Annotated in this window: 19 protein-coding genes and 2 tRNA genes; 11 read left to right on the forward strand and 10 right to left on the reverse strand. The window is 72.0% G+C overall.

From position 1 onward, the window contains the following. Positions 1-15: 15 nt before the first annotated feature. The 4 genes from ACWCQM_RS06315 (at position 16) to ACWCQM_RS06330 (ending at position 4,961) form a co-directional block, all read left to right on the forward strand. Entirely contained in the window at positions 16-2,505 is a 2,490-nt protein-coding gene (locus ACWCQM_RS06315; protein ID WP_450914159.1) for an MFS transporter, read from the forward strand. A gap of 184 nt (positions 2,506-2,689) precedes the next feature. Further along, a complete protein-coding gene (locus ACWCQM_RS06320; protein ID WP_450914160.1) occupies positions 2,690-3,505 on the forward strand; it encodes a YceI family protein in 816 nt (271 codons plus the stop codon). A 29-nt stretch (positions 3,506-3,534) separates the two neighbouring features. After that, positions 3,535-4,005 carry a PPOX class F420-dependent oxidoreductase gene (locus tag ACWCQM_RS06325; RefSeq protein WP_450914161.1) on the forward strand — a complete coding sequence of 157 codons (471 nt, stop codon included), beginning with the start codon at positions 3,535-3,537 and terminating at the stop codon, positions 4,003-4,005. Positions 4,006-4,013: 8 nt separating this feature from the next. Then, positions 4,014-4,961, forward strand: coding sequence for a D-2-hydroxyacid dehydrogenase (locus tag ACWCQM_RS06330; RefSeq protein ID WP_450914162.1), 948 nt, complete (start codon positions 4,014-4,016; stop codon positions 4,959-4,961). Between the two features lie 233 nt (positions 4,962-5,194). Here ACWCQM_RS06330 and ACWCQM_RS06335 read toward each other — a convergent pair whose 3' ends face one another. From ACWCQM_RS06335 to ACWCQM_RS06370, 8 genes are all read right to left on the reverse strand, one after another. Beyond that, the gene (locus ACWCQM_RS06335; protein WP_450914163.1) at positions 5,195-5,974 is read right to left on the reverse strand and encodes a TetR/AcrR family transcriptional regulator; all 780 of its coding nucleotides are present in this window, start codon (positions 5,972-5,974) and stop codon (positions 5,195-5,197) included. A 58-nt stretch (positions 5,975-6,032) separates the two neighbouring features. Next, a complete protein-coding gene (locus ACWCQM_RS06340) occupies positions 6,033-7,553 on the reverse strand; it encodes an MFS transporter (RefSeq protein WP_450914164.1) in 1,521 nt (506 codons plus the stop codon). A 183-nt stretch (positions 7,554-7,736) separates the two neighbouring features. Continuing rightward, the gene (locus ACWCQM_RS06345) at positions 7,737-9,902 is read right to left on the reverse strand and encodes an ArnT family glycosyltransferase (RefSeq protein ID WP_450914165.1); all 2,166 of its coding nucleotides are present in this window, start codon (positions 9,900-9,902) and stop codon (positions 7,737-7,739) included. After that, on the reverse strand, positions 9,899-11,203 hold the full coding sequence (locus ACWCQM_RS06350; protein WP_450914166.1) for a glycosyltransferase: 1,305 nt from the start codon (positions 11,201-11,203) through the stop codon (positions 9,899-9,901). Before ACWCQM_RS06350 ends, ACWCQM_RS06345 begins: the two co-directional genes overlap by 4 nt. 26 nt (positions 11,204-11,229) lie before the next feature. Continuing rightward, complete coding sequence (locus ACWCQM_RS06355) at positions 11,230-12,984, reverse strand: HAMP domain-containing sensor histidine kinase (RefSeq protein WP_450914167.1); 1,755 nt, start codon at positions 12,982-12,984, stop codon at positions 11,230-11,232. 4 nt (positions 12,985-12,988) lie between these two features. Then, positions 12,989-13,726 (reverse strand): response regulator transcription factor, encoded by a 738-nt coding sequence (locus tag ACWCQM_RS06360; RefSeq protein ID WP_450914168.1) that lies wholly within the window; start codon positions 13,724-13,726, stop codon positions 12,989-12,991. Between the two features lie 80 nt (positions 13,727-13,806). Continuing rightward, positions 13,807-14,694 carry an amidohydrolase family protein gene (locus tag ACWCQM_RS06365; protein WP_450914169.1) on the reverse strand — a complete coding sequence of 296 codons (888 nt, stop codon included), beginning with the start codon at positions 14,692-14,694 and terminating at the stop codon, positions 13,807-13,809. A 54-nt stretch (positions 14,695-14,748) separates the two neighbouring features. Next, entirely contained in the window at positions 14,749-15,636 is an 888-nt protein-coding gene (locus tag ACWCQM_RS06370; protein WP_450914170.1) for a DUF2797 domain-containing protein, read from the reverse strand. 165 nt (positions 15,637-15,801) lie between these two features. Here ACWCQM_RS06370 and ACWCQM_RS06375 point away from each other — a divergent pair, with 165 nt between their 5' ends. From ACWCQM_RS06375 to ACWCQM_RS06400, 6 genes are all read left to right on the forward strand, one after another. Next, on the forward strand, positions 15,802-16,542 hold the full coding sequence (locus ACWCQM_RS06375) for an LppU/SCO3897 family protein (RefSeq protein WP_450914171.1): 741 nt from the start codon (positions 15,802-15,804) through the stop codon (positions 16,540-16,542). A gap of 106 nt (positions 16,543-16,648) precedes the next feature. Further along, positions 16,649-17,035 (forward strand): hypothetical protein, encoded by a 387-nt coding sequence (locus tag ACWCQM_RS06380; RefSeq protein WP_450914172.1) that lies wholly within the window; start codon positions 16,649-16,651, stop codon positions 17,033-17,035. Between the two features lie 99 nt (positions 17,036-17,134). Continuing rightward, positions 17,135-18,079 carry an RNA polymerase sigma factor SigJ gene (gene sigJ / locus ACWCQM_RS06385; RefSeq protein ID WP_450914173.1) on the forward strand — a complete coding sequence of 315 codons (945 nt, stop codon included), beginning with the start codon at positions 17,135-17,137 and terminating at the stop codon, positions 18,077-18,079. Positions 18,080-18,185: 106 nt separating this feature from the next. Next, complete coding sequence (locus ACWCQM_RS06390; RefSeq protein ID WP_450914174.1) at positions 18,186-19,382, forward strand: NAD(P)/FAD-dependent oxidoreductase; 1,197 nt, start codon at positions 18,186-18,188, stop codon at positions 19,380-19,382. A 243-nt stretch (positions 19,383-19,625) separates the two neighbouring features. Then, positions 19,626-19,787, forward strand: coding sequence for a hypothetical protein (locus ACWCQM_RS06395; RefSeq protein ID WP_267074644.1), 162 nt, complete (start codon positions 19,626-19,628; stop codon positions 19,785-19,787). A gap of 149 nt (positions 19,788-19,936) precedes the next feature. Next, positions 19,937-20,401: a hypothetical protein gene (locus tag ACWCQM_RS06400; RefSeq protein ID WP_450914175.1), complete on the forward strand. Its 465-nt coding sequence runs from the start codon at positions 19,937-19,939 to the stop codon at positions 20,399-20,401. Between the two features lie 147 nt (positions 20,402-20,548). Here ACWCQM_RS06400 and ACWCQM_RS06405 read toward each other — a convergent pair. Beyond that, a tRNA-Arg gene (locus tag ACWCQM_RS06405) sits at positions 20,549-20,621 on the reverse strand. Positions 20,622-20,828: 207 nt separating this feature from the next. Then, positions 20,829-20,919 (reverse strand) — tRNA-Ser (locus ACWCQM_RS06410). Positions 20,920-21,285: 366 nt separating this feature from the next. Here ACWCQM_RS06410 and ACWCQM_RS06415 point away from each other — a divergent pair. Beyond that, complete coding sequence (locus tag ACWCQM_RS06415) at positions 21,286-21,756, forward strand: SSI family serine proteinase inhibitor (RefSeq protein ID WP_450914176.1); 471 nt, start codon at positions 21,286-21,288, stop codon at positions 21,754-21,756. The last annotated feature ends 151 nt before the right edge of the window (positions 21,757-21,907 follow it).

A 21,907-nucleotide genomic window follows, 5' to 3' on the forward strand; every position in this document is an offset into this window, starting at 1 on the left:
AAGACAAGGAATGTAATGGCTACGACCACACCATCCGGTGTGCGGGGCGGCCACGCCAAGCACGGGGCTGCGGAAGCCCCCTCTGGCACGCCGATGACACACCGGCAGATCATGGAAGCGCTGACCGGGCTGCTGCTCGGCATGTTCGTCGCGATCCTGTCGTCGACGGTCGTCTCCAACGCCCTGCCCGAGATCATTTCCGACCTCGGCGGCGGTCAGAGCGCCTACACCTGGGTCGTCACGGCCTCGCTGCTGGCCATGACCGCCACCACCCCGCTCTGGGGCAAGCTCGCGGACCTCTTCAGCAAGAAGCTGCTGGTCCAGATCGCGCTGATCATCTACGTGGCCGGCTCCATAGTCGCCGGTCTCTCGACCAGCAGCGGCATGCTGATCGTCTGCCGCGTGGTGCAGGGCATCGGCGTCGGCGGTCTCTCCGCCCTCGCCCAGATCGTGATGGCCGCGATGATCTCCCCGCGCGAGCGCGGGCGCTACAGCGGCTACCTCGGCGCGGTCTTCGCCGTCGCCACCGTGGGCGGCCCGCTGCTCGGCGGTGTCATCACCGACACCAGCTGGATGGGCTGGCGCTGGTGCTTCTACGTGGGTGTGCCGTTCGCGGTCATCGCCCTGATCGTGCTCCAGAAGACCCTGAAGCTTCCCGTGATCAAGCGCGAGGGCGTCAAGATCGACTGGTCCGGCGCGTTCTTCATCAGCGCCGCTGTCTCGCTGCTGCTGCTCTGGGTCACCTTCGCGGGTGACAAGTACGACTGGATCTCCTGGCAGACCTGGACGATGCTGGGCGGCACCGTCGTCCTCGTCGCGCTGTTCCTCTTCATCGAGTCCAAGGCCCGCGAGCCGATCATCCCGCTGCGCCTCTTCCGCAACCGCACCATCACGCTGGCCTCCGTGGCCTCGCTGTTCGTCGGTATCGGGATGTTCGCGGGCACCGTCTTCTTCAGCCAGTACTTCCAGCTGGCGCGGGACAAGTCGCCGACGATGTCCGGCGTCATGACCATCCCGATGATCGCGGGGCTCTTCCTCTCCTCGACGATCTCCGGCCAGATCATCACCAAGACGGGCCGCTGGAAGGCCTGGCTGGTCAGCGGTGGCTTCCTGCTCACCGCCGGCCTCGGGCTGCTGGGCACCATCCGGTACGACACCGAGTACTGGCAGATCGCGGTCTTCATGCTCGTCATGGGTCTCGGCATCGGCATGATGATGCAGAACCTGGTGCTCGCCACGCAGAACCAGGTGGCTCCCGCCGACCTGGGCGCGGCCAGCTCCGTGGTGACGTTCTTCCGTTCCCTCGGTGGTGCGATCGGCGTCTCGGCGCTGGGCGCCGTCCTGGGCAACCGTGTCACCCACTACGTGAAGGAAGGCATCGCCGACCTCGGCCCCGAGGGCGCCGCCTTCGGCCACGGCGGTACCGGCGGCGGTGGCATCCCCGACCTGGACACGCTCCCCGCGCCGCTCCGTACGGTCATGGAGGTCGCCTACGGCCACGGTGTCGCCGACGTCTTCCTGTACGCCGCGCCCGCCGCGCTGGTGGCCTTCCTCCTGACGCTCTTCATCAAGGAGGTCGCGCTGAAGACCAAGGCCGGCAACGACGCCCCCGAGACCTCGGCCGCCACGGAGGCCGTCGAGGCCACCACCGGCACAGCACCCGCCGCCGGGGCCACGGCCGGGACCACCGCGGTCGACACCCTGGAGCGGACGGCCGTCACGAAGGAGCCGACCATTCAGGGAACCCCCGTCCGCGGTGTGGTGCGGGGCGCCGAGGGCGCACCCGTCGCCCGTGCCGCCGTCACACTGATCTCGCTGGGCGGCCGGCAGCTGGGGCGCTCCGTCGCCCAGGCCGACGGCGGCTACGTCCTGGACGCGCCGGGCTCCGGCAGCTACGTCCTGATCGCCTCCGCCGACGGCTACCAGCCGCAGGCGTCCACCGTGGTCGTCGGCGAGGAGCCGCTGGCCTACGACATCCTGCTCGCCGGTACGAGCGGTCTCTCCGGGACCGTGCGGAACGCCGAGGCCGGCACCCCGGTCCAGGGCGCCATGGTCGTGGTGACCGATGTACGCGGCGACGTACTGGCCACGGGTGTGTCGAGCGACGCGGGCGAGTTCACCTTCGGTGAGCTCATCCCCGGCTCGGTGACCGTCGCCGTCACGGCCGCGGGCTTCCGTCCGCTGGCCCTGCCGGTGGAGGTCGGCGGCCAGGGTGTCACCCGGGTCGACGTGGCCCTGCGGTCCGGTGCGCTCGTGCGGGGTGTCGTGAGGGCCGGCTCCGGCCGGGCACCGCTGAACGACGCCCGCGTCACGCTGATCGACGCGGCGGGCAACGTGGTCGCCACCTCGACGACCGGGGAGGACGGGGCGTACGCCTTCACCGACCTGGACGCCGGTGAGTACTCCGTGATCGCTACCGGCTACCCGCCGGTGGCCGGCGCGCTGACCGTGACCGGCGGCGGCGTCGACGGTCACGACATCGAGCTCGCCCACCCGGGCGAGTAAGAACCCACCGGAAGATTCACAAAGACCCCTGGCGGTACAGCACTTCGAGCGGAGAGGCTGTGGCCGCCGGCGGAAATGGGCCCCGTGGCGGGAACGGCAGGCAGGGGACGGCCTGCCGATCCCGCCCGGGGCCCGACTCATTGAGTCACGCTTCATGAGTGATTGAGCAAGGAGAGAACACGGGATGGGACTTCGCGCACAGGTACGTACGCGGGACGGCTGGGCGGTCCAGCACGCGGTCGTGACCGTGACCGACATGACGGGCACCCAGGTGCTCCGGGCCGACGCCGACGAGAACGGGGCGGTCCGCACCGACGATCACCTCCAGGCCGGCGCCTACACGGTGATCGTCACGGCGGTCGGTTACGCACCCGCCGCGTCCACCGCGCTCGTCACGGCCAGCGGCCGGGTCGAAGCCGGCACCGTGGTGCTCACCCGGCAGGGCGGAGTGGAACTCCCGCCCCCCGGCACCTGGTCGCTCGACCCGGTGCACTCCTCGGTGGCCGCCGTCGCCCAGCACCTGGGGATCTCCAGCGTGCACGGCAGGTTCACCGACTTCGGCGGCCGGATCGAGATCGCCGAGGACGTCCAGAACTCCCGGGTGGAAGCCTTCATCGCCTCCACCAGCATCGACACCGGCAACGGCATGCGGGACAAGCACCTGCGCTCGGCGGACTTCCTGGACGTGGAGGTGTACCCGGAGATCACCTACCGGTCCCGGGCGCTGACTCCGGCGGGCCCCGACCGCTGGACGGTGCACGGCCTGCTCACGATGCACGGCGTCTCCCGCGAGGTCGACCTCGACCTCAGCTACCTGGGCACGGGACCCGACCCGTGGGGCGGGGTCCGTGCGGCCTTCCACGCCACGGCGGAGCTGCGCCGCGACGACTTCGCGATGAACTACAACCAGGTCGTGCAGGCCGGTATCTCCGCGATCGGCACGACCCTGCGCGTGGAGCTCGACATCCAGGCCGTGCAGGGCGACTCCGTCCAGGCCTGAGGACTCCGCGAAGCCCTAGGGTTGGCCGTATGGCACCCAACATCGCGACCAACACCGCCGTGGAGCTCGGGGAACTGCTGGACTTCGTGCGGCCCAGGCACCGGGCGATCCTGCTGACCACCCGGTCCGACGGCCGCCCCCAGGGCTCCCCGCTCACCTGCGGCGTCGACGACGCGGGCAGGATCGTCGTCTCGACCTACCCCGAACGGGCCAAGACCCGAAACGCCAAGCGGGACGAGCGGGTGAGCGTCATCGTCCTGTCGGACGAGTGGAACGGGCCCTGGGTCCAGATCGACGGCTCGGCCGAGGTGATCGACTCACCGGAATCGGTCGAGCCCCTCGTCGAGTACTTCCGCAACATCTCCGGCGAGCACCCCGACTGGGACGAGTACCGGGCGGCGATGATCAAGCAGGGCAAGTCCCTCATCCGGATCACCCCGGAGCGCTGGAGCCCCGTCGCCACCGGCGGCTTCCCCGCCCGCCTCGCGGACGGCGGCTGACCACCCGCATGCGCCCGCCCCACCCCGCCCCGCTGGCGCGGGCCCGTCTGCTCACCTCCCCCTCCGTGGGCCCGGCCGTGGTCCGCGAGCTGGAGAGGATCACGGACCGGCCCGCGGAACCCGCGTACGCGAGCGCGCCCGACGGGCCGTTCGTGTACGTGGGGGGCGCGCTGCCCGAAGCACTGCGGAACCCCGGGCTGCTGTGGTTCCACAGCGTCAACGCCGGTACGGACGCGCTGCTCGCCGCCGGGCCCTGGCCCGAAGGGGCCCTGCTGACGCGGACGGTGGGACGGATGGGCGAGCGGATCGCCCAGTACGTGCTGGCCTGGGCCCTCTCCGAGTGCCAGTCCGTCCCCGAGCACACCGCCCAGCACGCGAGGGCCGAGTGGCGCCGCCTCCCCTCCGAACTCGTCGCGGGACGGACCGCCGTCGTCCACGGCACCGGACGCATCGGTTCCGCCGTCGCCGGTCTCCTGCGGGCGTGCGCCGTGCGCACGGTGGGCGTATGCCGCACGCCCCGTGCGGTGCCGCCCGGCTTCGACCGGGTGGTCCGGGCCGGCTCTGACGAGGAGTCCGCAGCCCTGGCGGACGCCCGGTGGGTGGTGTCCGCCCTGCCGCTGACCGCGGCCACCGAGCGCTACTTCGACGCCGCCCGGTTCAGCGCGATGCGCGGCGCCACCTTCATCAACGTCGGCCGGGGCGCGACCGTGGACATGGCCGCGCTGGAGGCCGCGCTGCACGGCGGCACGGTGCGCGGGGCCGTCCTCGACGTGCTGCCCGACGAACCGGCGGGCCCGGGCGACCCCGCATGGCGGCTGCCGCGCACGGTGATCACCTCGCACTCGGCGGGCATCACGGCCGAGGAGGACGTCGTCGGGGACTTCGCGGCCTGCTGGGCGGACGTGGCCAGGGGCCGGACGCCCGCACTGGCCGTGGACACCGGCCGCGGCTACTGATCCGGGACCGTACGGCCCGTCGGAGGCCCGGAGCGCGCGGGGCCCGTCGGAGGCCCGGAGCGCGCGGGGCCCATCGGAGGCCCGGAGCGCGGGCCGTCCGGCGCGCCGGAGCGCACCGGGCAGGTCCACCATGCGCGCCGGTCGGGTTCCGCTACGCGCGCCGTCCCGCCCCGGAGCGCGCGCCAGGCGGGTGCGCCCTGCGCGCCGGGCGCCGGAGCGCGCGCCGGGGGCCGCTACGCGCGCCGGTCCGCCGTCGCCGTCGCGCGGGTGGCCTCGATGCCCGCGATCAGCAGGTCCAGCGCGTAGACGAAGTCCCGCTCGCGCATCTCCTCCACCGTGTCACCGCCCCGCGCGTCCATCAGGTCCTCCGAGGGCCGCATGACCTGGTTGAGCTCCGGGTGCGCGCGGATCGTGCCCATCGCCCGCTCGAAGTACTCGTCCTGGGTGAGCCCCGCCTCCACGGTGCGCTGCACGAAGTGGCCCTCGGTGCTGCCGAATCCGTAGACGAACTGGAAGACGGCGGCCATCGCCCCCGTCTGCCGCTCCAGGGGCAGGCCCGTGGCCCGGATGACGTCCTGGACGGCGTACGAGAACAGCATCGAGTGCGGCCCGATGTTCAGGAAGCTGCCGATGAGCGCCGACACCCAGGGATGGCCGACCAGCATCTTCCGGTAGTCGGTGGCCAGTTCGCGCAGCCGGTCCTGCCAGTCGCCGGCCTCGGGCGCTGCCGGGATCTCGCCGAAGACGGTGTCCAGGGCGAGTTCCAGCAGGTCGTCCTTGGTGTCGACGTACCAGTAGAGGGACATCGCCGTGACATCCAGCTCCGCGGCGAGGCGGCGCATGGAGAACTTCGCCAGGCCGTCGGCGTCCAGCAGCCGCACGCTCGCCGCGGTGATCCTGTCGCGGTCGAGGCCGGCCGGCTGGTCCGTCCTCCGGGTGCGCGAGGGGGTCCGCCGGTCCAGCCACACGCTGACCCGCGCAGGGTTCCTCACACGGTCTGCCCCGGACCCCATGACACACGCTCCTCGTCTTGCGGGGCACTCCTCGCGTATCCGTGCCCCCCGTCCGATGCTATGCCCGCGCCCCGGGCTCCTGATCCGCCTCGGCGCGCTCCGCCCTCCTCAGCAGGGCAGCCGCCAGCAGCCCGCCGGCCAGGACCGCGACGGCGCCGACCAGCTGGCTGGCCTCCAGGCCGGAGGCGAAGGCGTCCGTGATCCGCTCCCGGTCGGCCGGACCGTCCGCCGCGCCGAGCACGGCCGGCAGCGAGGCGGTGCCGACGGCGCCCGGTACGAGCGCGGCGAACCGCGAGTTGAGTACGGCGCCGAGGACGGCGACCCCCAGCCCGTTGCCGAACTCGGCGAGCGTGCCGTTCACCCCGGCTCCCACTCCCGCCTTCTCCCGGGGGATGGCGCTCATGATCGCGTTGGCCATCGCGGGCATGGCGAGCGCGACGCCCGCTCCCATGACGACCAGGCCGAGCAGCATTCCGCCGTATCCCCGGCCGCCCAGCAGCGCGATCGCGGCGAGGCCCGCGGCCAGCAGGCTCATCCCGGTGGCGATAGTGGCGGGCGTGCCCGTCCGCCCGACGATCCGGGCGCCGATTCCCGTGAGGTTGAGCGCGACGACGGTCAGGGCGAGCGGCGCGGTGCGCAGTCCGGCCTCCAGCGGCTCGTAGCCGAGCACGAACTGAAGATGCTGGGTGAGCAGGAAGAGTGAACCGGTCATCCCGAAGGCGACGAGGATCGCACCCGCGACCGCGCCGGTGAACCGCTGGTTGCGGAAGAAGTGCATGTCCAGCATCGGGTGGGGAACGTGCAGCTCCCACAGGACGAACCCGGTGAGCACCGCGACCCCCGCGAAGGCCGTCAGCAGGACCTGGCCGGAGCCCCAGCCGTGCTCAGGGCCGGAGATGATCGCGTACACCACGGCGGCCATGCCGATGGTGGAGAGCAGCGCCCCGAACAGGTCGGGGCGGTCACCGCTGGGGTTCCTGGACTCCGGGACGAGCCGGACGACGGCGATCAGGCCGACGACCGCGACCGGGATGTTGATCAGGAAGATCGCACCCCACCAGAAGTGGTCGAGCATCGCGCCGCCGAGCAGCGGACCGGCGGCGAAGCCCAGGGAGTTGACGGTGGACCAGATCCCGATCGCCTTCACGCGCTCGGTGTCGTCGAAGATCTGGACCACCACGGACAGCGTGGTCGTGATCAGCAGCGCGCCTCCGACGCCCATGCCCGCGCGGGCGGCGATCAGCTGCCCCGAGGACTGCGAGAGTCCGGCCGCGAGCGAACCGACGCCGAACACCACGAGGCCCGCGACCAGCATCTTCTTGCGGCCGTAGCGGTCCGACGCGCTGCCCGCGGTGAGCAGCAGGCCCGCCTGGACGAGGGAGTACGCGTTGATCATCCACTGCACATCGGCGGTGGAGGCGTCGAGTTCGGCGGTGAGCGAGGGGATCGCGACGTTCAGGACGGTGTTGTCGAGCAGCACGGTGAGCTGGGCGAGACAGATGACTCCGAGGATCAGCCAGCGCTGCGCATGGCCGCCCCCGGGGGCGAGGTCCTTCTGCTCGGCGGCGGTCGCGGTCATGCGGGCTCCTGGTTCCAGTGCGCTTGTACGGTGTACAGGACTGTTCCCGTACACCGTATGGCACTTCCTGTACGCCGTACAACATCTTTGAAGCGGCGCCGGCACCGGGCACGGCAGAGGGCGGTGGTCCGGGGTTCGCCCCGGGCCACCGCCCTCTCGTCGCCGTGGGACGACGTCCGCTCCCTACGCGGCGCTCGTCGGCTGGGTGAGGTCGTAGAAGGTCGCGCTCCCGACCGTGACCTCCTTGAAGTTCTCCTCCACCCACGAGGAGATCTGGGACGAGGTGCCCTCGCCGCCCATCCCGCCGCCCATGCCGCCGGAGATGAAGTAGTGGATCTTCTCCTCCTCCACGTACTTCTTGAACTGCGCGAGCGTCGGGGACGGGTCGCTGCCGTTGAATCCGCCGATCGCCATCACGGGGTCACCCGTGGCGAGCTGGTAACTCGCGGCGTTCTGCGAACCGATGGCCGCCGCGGCCCAGGTGTAGGCGTCGGCGTTCTGCTTCAAGAGGGTCTTGGCCTCGGAGTCGACGGAGGCGCCGTTGAGCAGACCGCCCATGCCTCCGCCGCCGCCCATGCCTCCGCCGCCGCCCATGCCGCCTTCGCCCGTGCCGCCGCCGGGCATACCGCCCTGCTTGCCGCCCGGGGCCTGGCCCTGACCGCCGCCCGGGGCCTGGCCCTGGCCGGGTGTCCCGCCGCCGGGGAAGCCACCGCCCTGGGAGTTGCCCGGCGCCTGGCCGCCGCCCTGCTGCGTGCCCTGGCCGGGAGGCTGCATGCCGCCGCCGGGGCCACCCTCCCTACCGCCACCACCGCCGGGACCGCCCATGCCCCCGCTCGACGGCCCCGCTGTGACGATCGAACCCTGGTGCCCGGTGTTCAGCGTGCTGACCGTGTACGCCGCCGGCCCGGCCAGCGAGGCCGCGAGGCCCAGCCCCAGCACTCCGAGCGCCAGCGCGCGCCCCAGCCGTGCGGCGAGCAGCAGCCCCGCCGCGGCCAGCAGACCGCCGATCAGGACGGCCCAGCGCAGCCAGGGGAAGTAGTCGGGCGTGCGCCCCAGCAGGACGTACGACCAGACAGCCGTCACCGCGACGGTCGCGCCGAGCGTGGCACCCGCCCACCACGTGGCCCGCTCCTCCCACAGGACCGTGGCACCCATGCCCACCAGCGCCGCGATGTAAGGCGCCAGCGCCACCGTGTAGTACTGGTGGAAGATGCCGGCCATGAAGCTGAAGACGAGCGCCGTCATCAGCAGCGAACCGCCCCAGGCGAGGAACGCCGCGCGGGCCGTGTCGGTCCGCTTGGCCCGCCGGGTCAGCCAGACCGCGGCGACCAGCAGGATCAGCGCGGCGGGCAGCAGCCACGAGATCTGGCTGCCGATCTCGGAATTGAACATCCGGCCGATGCCGGTCTCACCCCAGCCGCCGCCCTGGCCACCGCCTCCGCCGACGCTGCCGGTCTCCTCGCCGTTGATCCGGCCGAGTCCGTTGTATCCGAAGGTGAGTTCCAGGAAGGAGTTGTTCTGCGAGCCACCGATGTACGGGCGCGAGGAGGCGGGCCACAGCTCGACGATCGCGACCCACCAGCCACCGGAGACGATCATCGCCAGCGCGGCCAGGCCGATCTGCCCGAACCTCTTCCGCACGGAGACCGGCGCGAACACCGCGTACAGCACGGCGAGCGGCGGCAGGATCAGGAACGCCTGGAGGGTCTTCGAGAGGAACGCGAGGCCCACCGCGACGCCCGCCCAGACCAGCCACTTCGTACGGCCGCCCTCCAGGGCGCGCAGCACGCAGTACACGGTGACGGTCATCAGGAGCGCGAGCAGCGCGTCCGGGTTGTTGAAGCGGAACATCAGCGCGGCGACCGGGGTCAGCGCGAAGACCGCCGTCGTGATGAGCCCTGCGGCGGCGCTGAAGCGGCGGCGCACGGACGCGTACAGGACGCCCGCCGTGGCGACGCCCATGAGCACCTGGGGCGCGAGGATCGCCCAGGAGCTCAGGCCGAACATCCGCACCGACAGGGCCATCGGCCAGAGCGTGGCCGGGGGCTTGTCGACGGTGATCGCGTTCGCGGAGTCCAGCGAGCCGAAGAAGAAGGCCTTCCAGCTCTGGCTGCCGGCCTGGACGGCCGCGGAGTAGAAGGAGTTGGCATAACCGGAGGCGCTCAGATTCCACAGGTACGCGAGCGCGATGACCAGCAGCATGCCGAGGAAGGCGGGCCGCGCCCACCGCGGGTCCTCGGGCCTGCCCCTCAGGACGCGCCGCAGCGGCGGCTCCCGGCGGCCCGCGGCGTGCGCGGGCGGGGCCGGGGGCGGGGCCTGGAGAGGGTCGGAGTGCGTGGCGGCGGTCATCGGACGTTCCTCAGTTCGTGTGCGGAACCCTTGCGGGCGTCCCGGTGGTCGGAGCGCCGGTCGGGGAAGACCCAGGCGCGGAAGAGCAGGAACCGCAGCACCGTCGCCGCGAGGTTGGCCGCGATCAGCACGGCGAGCTCGGTGCCGTGCGAAGCCGCTCCGGACGCCGTGCCCAGCGCGGCGAGCGAGCCGCTGGTGAGGGCCAGGCCGATCGCGAAGACGACGAGCCCCTGGGCCTGGTGGCGCACCGCGCCGCCCCGGCCGCGTACCCCGAAGGTGAGCCTCCGGTTCGCCGCCGTGTTGGCGACGGCGGAGACCAGGAGGGCCGCGCCGTTGGCGATCTGAGGGCCGGCTCCGAGCCGGAAGAGGGAGTACAGGGCGAGGTAGACCAGGGTCGAGAGCGCGCCCACGACGCAGAAGCCGACCAGCTGCCTGGCGAGTCCGCGCGGCACCCCGGGCACGGCCCGGTCGCGCGGGTCGTCCCCGAAGGGCCGCGCCAGCCGGTCGAGCGGCAGCGCCCCGGTGGCCAGGGCCCTGCCCACCCGCCAGACGCCCTTGAGGTCGTCGGTCGCGGTCCTCACGATGTGCACGGTGGAGTCGGGGTCGTCGACCCAGTCGACCGGCACCTCGTGGATGCGCAGTCCGGCACGCTCGGCGAGCACCAGCATCTCGGTGTCGAAGAACCAGCCGGTGTCCTCGACCATCGGCAGCAGGCGCTGCGCGACCTCGCGCCGTATGGCCTTGAAGCCGCACTGGGCGTCGCTGAACCGGGCGGACAGCGAGGAGCGCAGGATGAGGTTGTAGGCCCGCGAGATGAACTCCCGCTTCGATCCCCGCACCACCCGCGAACTCCGGGCCAGGCGCGAGCCGATGGCCAGGTCCGAGTGGCCCGAGATCAGCGGGGCGACCAGCGGCAGAAGCGCGTTGAGGTCGGTCGAGAGGTCGACGTCCATGTAGGCGAGGACCGGGGAGTCCGAGTGGGACCAGACGGTCCGCAGGGCCCGCCCCCGGCCCTTCTCCTCCAGCCGGTACGAACGCACCTCGGGGATCAGGGCCGCGAGCCGGGCCGCGACCTCGGGCGTCCGGTCGGTGCTCGCGTTGTCCGCGACGGTGATCCGGAAGCCGTAGGGGAACATGCGCGCCAGGTGGTCGTGCAGGCGCAGTACACACGTTTCGAGGTCCTTCTCCTCGTTGTAGACGGGGACCACCACGTCGAGTACGGGAGCGCCGGCAGCGCCGACCGCTGCGGCCAGGAGATGTTCCCGGGCCGGCAGGGTGCTCCAAGGAGTGTCGGTTCGCATGACACAGACACTCGCCAACCCCGCTGTCACATCCGTGTGCTGAGCCTGTGGTCCGTCTGTGAGTGCGCGGCGTGGGCACCCCCGAGGCTGTTTTCCCAGGTCACAGGGGTGCCATGGGCAACATTCCCCCAGCTTCCGAAGGCGTCGGCACGGCTGTCCGCCGGCTCTTCCACGGCCTCGCCCCCGTAGACCGCGTCCGCGGGCAGATGGACGGCGAACACCGTGTTGCCGGGAACCGAACGCACCTCGGCCAGTCCGCCGTGGGCGGTGACGACCGCCTGCACGATGGCGAGGCCGAGCCCCGTCGATCCGGCGTGCCGGGAGCGCGAGGCGTCGCCGCGGGCGAACCGCTCGAAGACACGCGGCTGAAGCTCGGGCGGAATGCCCGGCCCGTTGTCCTGGACCTCCAGGGTCACCCAGGGCACCTCCCGCCGCGCCTGGCGCAGCCGGACCGTGACGGTGGTCCCGGGCGGTGTGTGCGTACGGGCGTTGGCCAGGAGGTTGACCAGCACCTGCTGGATCCGGGTGGCGTCCGCCCGTACCGTCGTGGGCACTTCGGGCAGTTCGAGCCGCCAGTGGTGGGTCGCCCCGGACGCTCCGTCGGGGGCGCGGTCGGGGGCGCGGTCGGGGGCGCGGTCGGGGGCGCGGTCGGGGGCGCGGTCGGGGGCGCGGTCGGGGGCGCGGTCCGCGACCCGGGCGTCGCTCACCGCGTCGATGACCAGAGGTGAGAGATCGGTGCTCTCGTACGAGAGCGGCCGTCCGGCGTCGAGCCGGGCCAGGAGCAGCAGATCCTCGACCATGCCCGTCATCCGCTCCGCCTCGGACTCGATGCGCCCCAGGGCGTGCCGGGTGTCGGGGCCGGCGTTCTCCCGTCCGCGCCGGGTCAGTTCGGCGTATCCACGGATCGAGGCCAGCGGCGTACGCAGCTCATGGCTGGCGTCCGCGACGAACTGCCGGACGCGCATCTCGCTCTTCTGCCGCGCGTCCAGGGCCGAACCGACATGGCCCAGCATCCTGTTGAGGGCCGCGCCGACCTGGCCGACCTCCGTGCGCGGATCGGCCTCGGTGTCGGGGACCCGCTCGAAGAGGGCGACCTCACCGCTGTGCAGGGGGAGTTCGGAGACCCGGGTCGCGGTTGCGGCCACCCTGCGCAGCGGACGCAGGGCGACACCGACCATCGCGGCACCGGCGATCCCGGCGGCGATGAGCCCGGCCGCCGTCACACAGACCTCCACGAGGATCAGGGTGTTGAGGGCTCCGGTCACCTCGGCGGTGGGGATGCCGACGAGGAACGTCGTGCCGTTGCCGGCCGAGACCGCCTCCACGCGGTAGCCGCCCAGTCCGGGCAGCTCGACGTCGCGCGCCCCGCCGTCCACCGTGGCCCCGGCCGACTCCAGGGCACTCTCCTGGGCGTCGGTCAGGGACTCCGCGCTCTGCCGGGCACCCGGCCCGCCGTCCTTGAGGTACTTCGACTCGGTGACGGCACCGTCCACGGCGACGGCACCGACCGTCTTGAACGGCTGGCCGCCCATGCCGATGAAGTCCAGCGGATCGTCGTCCCTGAGGGCGCCGGGGGCGAGCCCGGCCTCGGCCGGAGCCCCGATCTTCGCCCTCATGGCGATGTCGTGGAGCTGGTTGTCCAGCTTCCCGTACATGTACTCGTGGAAGGCGATGGCGGTGACCGAACCGATCACGGCCGCGACCACCGCGATGAGCGTCACCGCGTACACGACGAGCCGGGTCCGCAACGTCCAGGGGCGGCGCGTGCTCCTCCCGCTCACGGAGTCACTCACCCGGCTTGATGAGATACCCCGCCCCGCGCCGGGTGTGGATCATCGGGGAGCGCCCCGCGTCGATCTTCTTGCGCAGGTAGGAGATGTACAGCTCGACGACGTTGGCCTGGCCGCCGAAGTCGTAGTTCCAGACCCGGTCGAGTATCTGCGCCTTGCTCAGCACCCGGCGCGGGTTGCGCATCAGGAAGCGAAGCAGCTCGAACTCGGTCGCCGTGAGGTGGATCGAGTCGTCGCCCCGGCTCACCTCGTGGCTGTCCTCGTCGAGCACCAGGTCACCGACGACCAGCGTCGACTCGCTGCGCACCGAGGCCGTGCCGGAGCGGCGGATCAGCCCGCGCAGCCGTGCCACGACCTCCTCCAGGCTGAACGGCTTGGTGACGTAGTCGTCGCCGCCCGCCGTGAGCCCGGCGATCCGGTCCTCCACGGAGTCCCGCGCGGTCAGGAACAGCACCGGCACATCGGAGAGCTCGCGCCGCAGCCTGCCGAGCACGGCGAGCCCGTCCATGTCGGGGAGCATCACGTCGAGGACCACCGCGTCCGGGCGGAAGTCCCGCGCCGTACGGAGCGCGCCGGCACCGTCCCCGGCGCTGCGCACCTCCCACCCCTCGTACCGCAGGGCCATGGAGAGCAGCTCGGCGAGCGGAGCCTCGTCGTCCACGACCAGGACGCGCACGGGGTTGCGGTCCGGCCTGAGCAGTTCGGTGCGCCCCTGGGGCGAGGTCATCGTCATGGCTCAACCCTGTGAGACGGCCGTGAGAGAGGCCTTTCCCTTACCTGTGAATTTCCTGAGAAACGCCCTTCTCCGGCGTCTCACCCCACCCGGAACAGCTCACTCGCGTTCCCGTGGCAGACCGCCCGCAGCCACGCGTCGCCCAGCCCCAGCCGCTCCAGGGCGCGCAGCTGGTGGACGTACGGGTACGGAATGTTCGGGAAGTCCGTACCGAGGAGAATCCGGTCCCCCAGATCCGCGAGTCGCCCGCGCTCACCGGCCGGGAACGGTGCGAGGTCCTCGGTGAAGTCCGTGAAGGCCATGGTCGTGTCGAGGCGCACGCCGGGGTACGCCTCCGCCAGCGCCAGGAACTCCGCGTACTCCGGCATCCCCATGTGCGCCACCACGAGCCGCAGCCGGGGATGCCGGGACAGCAGCCGGGCGATCGGCTCCGGCCCCGTGTGGGCGCCCGGCGCCGGACCGGAACCGCAGTGCGTCACCACGGGGACCCCGGCCTCGGCCAGCAGCCCCCACACGGGGTCCAGAAGCGGATCGTTCGGGTCGTACGCCCCCACCTGGAGGTGCGCCTTGAAGACGCGCGCCCCCGCCTCGACGGCCTCGCGCACATACGCCTGGGCGCCCTCCTCCGGGAAGAAGGTCGCGGTGTGCAGACAGTCCGGCACCCGGTCCGCGAACCCGGCCGCCCAGCCGTTCAGCCACGCGGCCATGCCGGGCTTGTGCGGATAGATCATCGAGGTGAACCGGAGCACGCCGAACGAACGCAGCAGGGCGAGCCGGTCGTCCTCGTCCTTCCGGTAGGCGATCGGCCACTCCATGCCGGTCAGCGGGCCCACCGAGTCGAAGTACGCCCACACCTTGCTGAGCACCCGCTCCGGCATGAAGTGCGTGTGCACGTCGATGATCCCGGGCAGCCCGATCCCTTTCCAGAACCGCACGACATCGTCGCGGTCGCGGTCGTCGCCGCTCATCCACCCCTCCTGCCTCGTGGTCCGGGAACGCTCCCGGCGGTCCGGGCGACGATCTCAGAACAGCCCGTCCTGCACGCCACCGGCCCCCACGGCCGCGACCGGCACGCTGATCCCCTCCCGCGCCCCGGCGGCCACCAGGTCCCAGCCGGTGATGAGCCGGGTGTCCAGCACGACGACCTCGCCGTCCACCGTCTCCAGGTGCAGATCGGGCCCGGCCGCCGCCACCAGCCGCCCGGACACCACCCCCGTGTCGGCCAGCCCGGTCACCACCCGCGCCGCCGGACGCGCGTCGTCGAGCCCGAACACCCCGGCGTGGTCGACCGCGTGGAAGGGCAGCCGCTCCAGCGCCTCCGGCCATCCGGCCCCCTCCAGGGCCGCGGCCCGCCCGTACAGCCCCTCGATCTCGGCGGCCCTTTCCGCCGCCCCGGGCAGCTCCGCCCGCACCGCCCGCTTGCGCGCGTACGGGATGCGGTCGGGCACCCCGAGCGCCGAGCGCAGCAGCTCCTCCGTGCGCCGCGCGGCCATCAGCGGACCACGCCCCAGCCAGCTGAACACCACGGCCCCCTGCTCCCGCAGCCGCGCCGCGTCCCGGGCCTCGCCGGTGATCCCGACCTTGACCATCCCCGGACCGAACCAGGCCAGATAGACGCGGTACGTGCGCGGGTCGTCGGCGATCGTGTCGGCGGCCACCGAGTGCGCCCGGTCCAGCCGCGCGCACTCCGCGCACCGCGCCCCCGTGCTCCGCACCGGCACCACGGCCCCCACCGGACACGCGTTGCCGCGCGCCCCCACGCAGTGCCGCTCCCCCTCCGCGCGGAACCCGAGCTCCGTCCCGTACGCCAGCACGCTCACCCGTCCCCGCCCGGCGCCCTCGCTCCGCGCCCACCTCAGCACGGGCCCGTCCTGCGGCCAGCTCAGCCCGGCGCACCTCCAGCCACCCATGTCGTTCTCCTCCGCGGATGTCAGCGGCGGGGGCCCGCCGTTCGCGCGGATGGACGGTGGTCCGTGATCGCGCTCTGTCCCGGCCAGCGTAGAACTCCAGCATTTCTAGAGTGAAATTCTAGAAAAGCCATCCAATTCAGCGCACCACAGGTCCACACTGACCCCGTGTCCTTACCGGAGATCACCCTGTCGCTCACGCCGAGGCAGGCGGCCGACGGCGCTGTCGTCACCGTTCCCCTGCCGACCGGCGACGCCCGTATCCGCATCCCGCCGACGACGGACGGCGATCTCGTCCGGGCCCAGGTCGACGGCGTGGAGGTGATCCTGCGCATCCGGGTCTCCGGGCCGTCGAACGCCGTCAGATGGCTGGCCGTGCTCGGAGTCGCCGCCGCGTTCGTGGCCGCGGTGGTACTGCTCAACGGGGTCGACGACGCGAGCAGCGACGTGGCCACCCCGTCGTCGGGCTCGTCGGCGTACGCGTCCGAAGACCCGTTCAGCGAAGACCCGTACACCGAGGACCCGTACACCGAGGACCCGTACACGGAGGAGCCTTCCGCCGAGGTGACCGACGACACGGAGGACCCGTACACCGAAGACCCGTACACCGAGGACCCGTACGACACCGGGGCCGAGGAGCCCGACCCCTACGAGTCCGGGACCTGCCTCAACGGCACGCTGCCCGACTCCACGACCGCGCAGGAGGTCAGTGGCGTCGACGAGGTCTCCTGCTCGGCCTCCGACGCCCACTACCAGGTGATCCAGACGATCCCCGGCACCTCGGACATGAGCAGCTGCAATTCCAACTCCCGTACGCAGTACGCGTTCTCGTACCGCTACACCCTCAACGGCGCGACCCTCAACGAATACGTGTACTGCCTGGTCGGCCTCGGCTCGTACGCACGCTGACGCGTCCGGGAGCGCTGCCGCGCGGCGATTCCTGCCTGAAGTACTCAGACACGGTCGAGTACATGAGCTCCGGCCCGCCGCGCGGCCGGCCGGAATGCTTTGACCCATGCGAACACGACTTCGAAACGCCGCCCACCAGCCGTGGGCGATCCTGGTGACCGCCCTCACGACGCTCGCGCTGTGGGCCGTCTGGCTGGGCTGGGACCAGCACCGCGACACGCACCCCGACGGCTCCACCACGGGTCCGTACGAGGCATGGCAGGTGATCGGACTCGTGCTGACCCTGCTGGTCCCGCTGTACTGGGCGGCGTCCCGGCAGAACATCGCGGGCTCCGTGCTGGGCATCACGGCCGGCCTGGGCCTCGCCTCCTTCTACGACTGGTCGGACGACGCCAGCGGTCTCTTCGCCGTCGGCGTGGTCATGCTCATGGTGGCGAGCCTCGTCACGACCACCGGCGTCTCCGTCGGCGTCGCCGCCGTGAAGCGACGGTAGAAGGACGGGGCGCGTGACGGGCTCACCACCAGGCCCGCCGGCACGGCACCGGCTCACCACCAGGCCCGCCGGCACGGCACGGGAGCTAAAATCCGGTCCATGGCTCTGACCATGAACGACATGGACCGGTTCAAGGCATCCATGCCCCGCCTGGAAGCCATCGCCTACCGCCTCCTCGGCTCCGCGAGCGACGCCGAGGACGCCGTGCAGGACACGTTCCTGCGCTGGCAGGCCGCCGACATCGACCGCATCGAGGTCCCCGAGGCCTGGCTGACGAAGGTCCTCACGAACCTCTGCCTCAACCAGCTCACCTCGGCCCGCGCCCGGCGCGAGAGCTACGTGGGCCAGTGGCTGCCCGAGCCGCTGCTGGAGGGCGACCCGATGCTCGGCCCCGCCGACACCGCCGAGCAGCGCGAATCCGTCTCGTACGCGGTCCTCACCCTCATGGAGCGGCTCTCCCCCAACGAGCGGGTGGTGTACGTGCTGCGGGAGGCCTTCGACTACCCGCACCGCCAGATCGCGGAGATCCTCGACATCACCGACGCCTCCAGCCAGCAGATCCTCCACCGCGCCAAGAAGCACGTCACCGAGGGGAAGGCCCGCACCGAGATCGACGAGGCCGCTGCCCGGCGGATCGTCGAGGAGTTCCTCGCGGCGGCCACCAGCGGCCGGACCGAGCCGCTCGTACGGCTGCTCACCGCGGACGCCATCGCGATCGGCGACGGCGGCGGGAAGGTCCCTGCCCGCGCCAAGGCGTTCGAGGGCGCACGCGCGGTCGCCACGTTCATGCGCGGCCTGTTCAAGCCGAGCAAGGCCAAGCGCGCCCTCACCGGCGGCCCCGCCGACATGTACGCCACGACCGCCAACGGCGCCCCCGCCGTGGTGGCCGTCGTCGACGGCAGGGTCATCGGCATCGTCTGCCTGGAGGTCACCGCCGACGGCATCTCCGCGTTCCGCAGCCAGGTCAATCCCGACAAGCTCGAACGCGCGACCGCGCTGTGGGCAGCGTCGGAACACGGAGAACCCCTGCTCAGCGCCTTCTGACGACTGCGCGACGTGCCCGTGTGACCTGCTTCACATCCCGTACCTGTCAGGAATCGGCGGGCTGCCCGGTTCAAGGGGCACAACCGCGCGAGACAGGAGCAGGGACATGCCGCACCGCATCATCGTCCTCGGAGCCGGATACACCGGAGCCATCGCCGCAGGCCGCCTCGCCAGGCGGCTGCACAGCGACGACGTCTCCATCACCCTCGTCAACGCAGAGCCCGACTTCGTCGAGCGGGTCAGGATGCACCAACTGGCGGTCGGCCAGGACCTCGTGCCCCGGCCCTTCAGCGAGATGTTCGCGGGCACCGGCGTCGAGCTGCGGCTCGCGAAGGTCACCGGTATCGACGCCGACCGCAGGACGGTCGCCGTCGACGGCACGGACGGCGCCGAGGTCCTGGAGTACGACAGCCTCGTGTACGCCCTCGGCAGCGGCTGGAACGCACAGGGCGTCCCCGGCACCGAGGAGCACGCCCACGAGATCGCCGGCCGCCCCGGAGCACTCCGGCTGCGCGAGCGCCTGGCCGGTCTGGACGCCGGGCAGACCGTGCTCGTCGTCGGCGGCGGCCTCACCGGCCTCGAGGCCGCGACCGAGATCGCCGAGGCCCGCCCGGACCTCGACATCGCCCTCGCCGCCCGCGGCGGACTCGGCGACTGGCTCTCGCCCAAGGGCCGCGCGCACGTGCGGAAGGTCTTCGGCAAGCTCGGCATCACCGCGCACGAGCACACCGAGGTCACCCGCGTCGAGCCCGACCACGTCACCACCGCCGACGGCACATCGCTCCCGGCCGCGGTCACCCTGTGGACCACTGGCTTCGCGGTCCACCCGATCGCGGAGGCCACCACCCTGGAGGTCTCCGGGACGGGCAGGATCGTGGTCGACTCGACCATGCGCTCGGTCTCGCACCCCGACGTCTACGCCATCGGCGACGCGGCCCTGGCCATGGGCCCCGGCGACAAGCCCCTGCGGATGTCGTGCGCCTCGGGCGTCCCCGCCGCCTGGCAGGCCGCCGACGCCCTCGCGGCACGCCTGACCACGGGGAAGACCCCCACCACAGCGCCCCGCTACTTCAACCAGTGCATCTCGCTGGGCCGCAGGGAGGGCCTGATCCAGTACGTCACGGCCGACGACCGCGCCGTCCGGGCAGCCCTGACAGGCCGGCTCGCCGCCGTCTACAAGGAACTGATCTGCAAGGGCGCGGCCTGGAGCGTCGCCAACCCCCTGCTCGGCCTCCCGGCCCGCCGCCGCCGGATCGCACAGGACCAGCCCCGCGAGACCACCCCCGCGGAGGCGGCGGCCTGACCGTGCGGGCCTCCACCCATGAGGACCGGCAACGCGGCCCCGGTACCCGGCAGATGGGCTGCCACCCGGGCCGGGGCCTCGGTGCCCCGCCCGAGCACGGCCGAACGGGCCACCCGGTCCGGGCCGGACACCGCCGCGCACTCGGACCGGACGCGGCCGAGCGCGCGGCCTCCGGCCTGATGTGCACTCGGCCTGGCGCGATCCGGGGTCTCCCTCTGTACGGACGGCCGCTAAGGTCGCGGCATGGGGGGACTGGACGTCAAACTGCGGCTGAAGCCGTGCAAGTGGTGCAAGCGGCCGATCAAGCAGGGCCGCTGGTGGCGCCCGAAGCGGTACTGCAACCGATGGCACCAGGTGAAGTACCGGGTCGTGGACCTGGTCAACAACGTGCTGGACGGTCTCTAGGCGCTCAGCCCTACGGTCTCTCGGCACCCCGGCCTTCTGATCCGTATCGCCGGATGTGACCGCGGGGTGGCGGTGGTCGAGCCGAACCTCCCGACCGCCGGCCATGAGCCCCTGGTCACCGGAGACCGCGGACTCATAGTCTCCGGGCCATGGAATGGACAGCGTTGGTTGCCACAGTGGTGGGTGCGGTCATCGGAGTGGGCAGCACGCTCGCTACCGACCGCGTGCGTTGGCGCCGGGACACGGGCGAGCACGACAGAGAGACCCTGCGCACGGTCTCCGCCCAATTCCTGGAGGCCCTGACCGAGGCGCGCGATGCGATAAGCGATGCCAGCCGCTCGGGGCACTTGCCTCCGGATGAGCGGGCCGAGCTCGCTCGCGCCAGCACCCTGGCGCACGGTGTGCACGCGAAGCAGTACCAACTGGAGCTGCTGGCCGCGCCGGACGTGGCCCAGTCCGCCAGGGACACCGCCCACCAGTTACTCCTTTACCGAGACACGGTGGTCGCCGGACATGTGCGTGATGATCCCGAGTGCGCACAAGTACGGCGCGACTTCCGGGAGGCGCGCCAGAAGCTCATGACCGCCATGCGTTCTTCCCTGAGCCGCCCCTGAGCACCTTCGACCCCGCGCCTGGCGAGCCGCCCGACGCGATGGGCGGCACCGGCTGCCACGGCTGCTGTACGTCGCTGCTGCACGCCGCCGCTGTACGGACAACGCGAGAGGCCCCCAGGATGTCTCCTGGGGGCCTCTCGCCTGCTGTGCACTCGGCAGGATTCGAACCTGCAACCTTCTGATCCGTAGTCAGATGCTCTATCCGTTAAGCTACGAGTGCGTGTTCCTCGGCCTGGGCCTCGGTCCCGCCCCCCGGGTTTTTCTCCCCGGTCGGCGTTGCGAGAACAACATTACATGACCTGCGCCGTGACGCGAAATCCATTAGCCATACGACCCCTGACCTGCGAAAACACACCTCAGGCGCTGGTTTCCCGCCCCCTGGGACGACCGAAGCCCCGTGCCGGGGGCACGGGGCTTCGGGATCTTGCGGAGGCGGAGGGATTTGAACCCTCGATGGGCTTTAAGACCCAAACCGCATTAGCAGTGCGGCGCCATAGACCGGACTAGGCGACGCCTCCAGCACACCTCGCGCGAGCGCGAGTGGTGCGTGCAGATGATGACACAGACGAGCGTGCTGTCACCAATCGCCGCCCACGGTACTAGGCAGGTGGGCGGCGAGGCAAAGCGCCCTGCGGCGGGCCGCGCGAACGCCGGCGGCCACGTGAACGGCCGGCGGGCCGCGCACACGGACGGGCCCCGCGAGCGGCCCGCCGTTCCGGTCGGCCCTCCATGAGTTGCGCAACGTGCGGGCGCAAGGAGCGTTAGAGAAGGCGAGGGCTCCGCCCTCGGTCCGTCACCCCGTGTGCCCGGCGCGCGTGCTCCCCCGACGCGTACCGGAGCAGACCGGCGTGCCCCAAGGCGCGCCAGAACAACAGGAGCCCCGCATGCTGCGCCGTCTCACCCTCACCGCCGTCGCGTCCCTCGCCGCGCTGTCCGCCGTCGCGCCCGCCGCCACGGCCGCGGCCCCCCTCGTACCGCTGCCTCCCCTCCCCCTGCTCCAGGGCGACTGGCCGACGGCGCAGGACACGCGGACCAAGCTGACCGTGACGGTCTCGGAGTCGGGCAACCCGGCGGCCGACGGCACCTTCGAGCTGGAGTGCGGACCGGCGGGCGGCAGCCACCCTGCCGCGCAGCGCGCCTGCGACCTGCTGGACGAGGCCGCGGAGTCGGGTGACAACCCCTTCGTGGCGACGGACCGCAACGCCATGTGCACCCAGCAGGCCGGCGGACCGGCCGCCGCCCTGGTCCAGGGCACCTGGCAGGGGGAGACCGTCGACGCGCGGTTCAGCCGGGCCAACGGCTGCGAGATCTCGCGCTGGAACAAGCTCGTGCCGGTGCTCCCCTCCGCGAGGTAGCCGGTCCGGCCATCCGCCAGGCAGCCGGTCCGGCCATCCGCGAGGCAGCCGGTCCGACTCCGCCGTGTAGCCGGTTCGGCGGGGCGTGCGCCGGGACTTCGGTCTGGCCCGGACGGCGCGTACGGGGGCGCATACGGATTTGCCCCAGGTA

This window comes from Streptomyces sp. NPDC002125 (assembly GCF_053593715.1).

Excerpts from the sequence above, each read along its gene's own strand:
- ACWCQM_RS06415 (WP_450914176.1), top strand. The coding sequence starts at position 21,286 with ATGCTGCGCCGTCTCACCCTCACCGCCGTCGCGTCCCTCGCCGCGCTG.
- ACWCQM_RS06350 (WP_450914166.1), bottom strand. The coding sequence starts at position 11,203 with ATGCGAACCGACACTCCTTGGAGCACCCTGCCGGCCCGGGAACATCTC.
- ACWCQM_RS06345 (WP_450914165.1), bottom strand. The coding sequence starts at position 9,902 with ATGACCGCCGCCACGCACTCCGACCCTCTCCAGGCCCCGCCCCCGGCC.
- ACWCQM_RS06330 (WP_450914162.1), top strand. The coding sequence starts at position 4,014 with ATGCGCCCGCCCCACCCCGCCCCGCTGGCGCGGGCCCGTCTGCTCACC.
- ACWCQM_RS06390 (WP_450914174.1), top strand. The coding sequence starts at position 18,186 with ATGCCGCACCGCATCATCGTCCTCGGAGCCGGATACACCGGAGCCATC.
- ACWCQM_RS06325 (WP_450914161.1), top strand. The coding sequence starts at position 3,535 with ATGGCACCCAACATCGCGACCAACACCGCCGTGGAGCTCGGGGAACTG.
- ACWCQM_RS06400 (WP_450914175.1), top strand. The coding sequence starts at position 19,937 with ATGGAATGGACAGCGTTGGTTGCCACAGTGGTGGGTGCGGTCATCGGA.
- sigJ (WP_450914173.1), top strand. The coding sequence starts at position 17,135 with ATGGCTCTGACCATGAACGACATGGACCGGTTCAAGGCATCCATGCCC.
- ACWCQM_RS06360 (WP_450914168.1), bottom strand. The coding sequence starts at position 13,726 with ATGACGATGACCTCGCCCCAGGGGCGCACCGAACTGCTCAGGCCGGAC.
- ACWCQM_RS06365 (WP_450914169.1), bottom strand. The coding sequence starts at position 14,694 with ATGAGCGGCGACGACCGCGACCGCGACGATGTCGTGCGGTTCTGGAAA.
- ACWCQM_RS06395 (WP_267074644.1), top strand. The coding sequence starts at position 19,626 with ATGGGGGGACTGGACGTCAAACTGCGGCTGAAGCCGTGCAAGTGGTGC.
- ACWCQM_RS06370 (WP_450914170.1), bottom strand. The coding sequence starts at position 15,636 with ATGGGTGGCTGGAGGTGCGCCGGGCTGAGCTGGCCGCAGGACGGGCCC.
- ACWCQM_RS06380 (WP_450914172.1), top strand. The coding sequence starts at position 16,649 with ATGCGAACACGACTTCGAAACGCCGCCCACCAGCCGTGGGCGATCCTG.
- ACWCQM_RS06320 (WP_450914160.1), top strand. The coding sequence starts at position 2,690 with ATGGGACTTCGCGCACAGGTACGTACGCGGGACGGCTGGGCGGTCCAG.
- ACWCQM_RS06315 (WP_450914159.1), top strand. The coding sequence starts at position 16 with ATGGCTACGACCACACCATCCGGTGTGCGGGGCGGCCACGCCAAGCAC.
- ACWCQM_RS06335 (WP_450914163.1), bottom strand. The coding sequence starts at position 5,974 with ATGGGGTCCGGGGCAGACCGTGTGAGGAACCCTGCGCGGGTCAGCGTG.
- ACWCQM_RS06340 (WP_450914164.1), bottom strand. The coding sequence starts at position 7,553 with ATGACCGCGACCGCCGCCGAGCAGAAGGACCTCGCCCCCGGGGGCGGC.